The organism is Hominilimicola sp. (genome assembly GCF_046972485.1).
Lineage (GTDB): Bacteria > Bacillota > Clostridia > UBA1381 > UBA1381 > Hominilimicola > Hominilimicola fabiformis.
The window spans coordinates 1-1,188 of the sequence record NZ_JBKVWU010000116.1 but is presented as its reverse complement, the minus strand read 5'-3'; the positions used below and the strand labels follow the sequence as shown (position 1 = coordinate 1,188).

The 1,188-nt window shown below is 40.1% G+C and carries 1 protein-coding gene and 1 pseudogene; both read left to right on the top strand.

Annotated features, from left to right (window positions below):
* Positions 1-568, top strand: a pseudogene (locus ACLTU0_RS09830) (hypothetical protein); the annotation flags it as partial.
* A gap of 60 nt (positions 569-628) precedes the next feature.
* The coding region (locus ACLTU0_RS09825; protein WP_412322265.1) for a glycogen/starch/alpha-glucan phosphorylase at positions 629-1,188 on the top strand (560 nt) is incomplete at its 3' end.

Sequence of the window (1,188 nt, the reverse complement as noted above, 5' to 3'; positions counted from 1 at the left end):
CTTGTATCAAGAACTTACAGGTATATATGATTTACCTGAAAAGAAAAAGCCTGCCAGAAAGACAGCCGCAAAAACTACAAAGAAACAAGAAAAAAAGGAAACTTTTGAGGACAGTATAAGGGCAGATGCCGAGGCGGCTGCAAAGGCTGCGGCAGACGGTGCAAAAGAGCCTGAAATAGTTGAAGTTAAAAATCCTTTTGAGGAGAAAAAAGCCCCTGCGGCAAAAAAGACAACAACGAAGAAAACAACAACAAGAAAAACAGCGGCTAAGAAAACAACAACTAGAAAAACAACGGCTAAGTCAACAGCAAAGAAAGCGGTAAAAGAAGAACCTGCAAAGGCTGAACCTGTAAAAGCTGAAAAGGCAGAGCCTGCAAAGACGGCAAAAACAGAAAAAACAGAGTCTGCAAAACCTGTAAAAGCCGAAACAACTAAAGCAGAGCCTAAAAAGGCTGAATCGGCTAAGTCGACGGCAAAGACAACGACTAAAGCCGAAACGGTTAAGGAAGGTGCAAAGGCGAAGACAACGGCATCAAAGAAAACGACACAAAAGAAGACTGTAAAATAAACCAATGATAAGAAATCTTCGCAAGAAATAAGAAGAATTTTCAAGGGGTGTAAAATAAATATGGCACAAGCTAAAAGTATGGCACAAAATAAAAACACAAAAACAACAGCAACAACAAAATTGACGGCGTCGGAAGAAGCATTGAAGAAGGAAATTGTAGGTAAGGTAAACAGACATTTCGGTAAAGTTATGGAGGATGCAACTCCTCATATGGTTTATACTGCATGCGCACTTACTGTTCGTGACAGAATTATGGAAAAGTGGGCCGTATCTCATCAGACTGTAAAGAAGATGGGTGCAAAAAAACTTTATTATTTATCATTTGAGTTCCTTATGGGCAGACTTCTTTGCACAAACATTTTAAACCTTATGCAGACTGAAGAATATCAGCACGTTTTAAATGATTTGGGTTACTCACTTCCTGAAATTGCCGAACTTGAAAATGACGCAGGTCTTGGTAACGGCGGTTTGGGACGTCTTGCAGCTTGCTTTATCGACTCACTTACAACATTGGATTTGCCTGCATACGGTTGTACAATCCGTTACGAATACGGCTTATTCAGACAAAAGATTGTTGACGGTTATCAGACAGAACTTCCTGATTCATGGCTTGATAACGG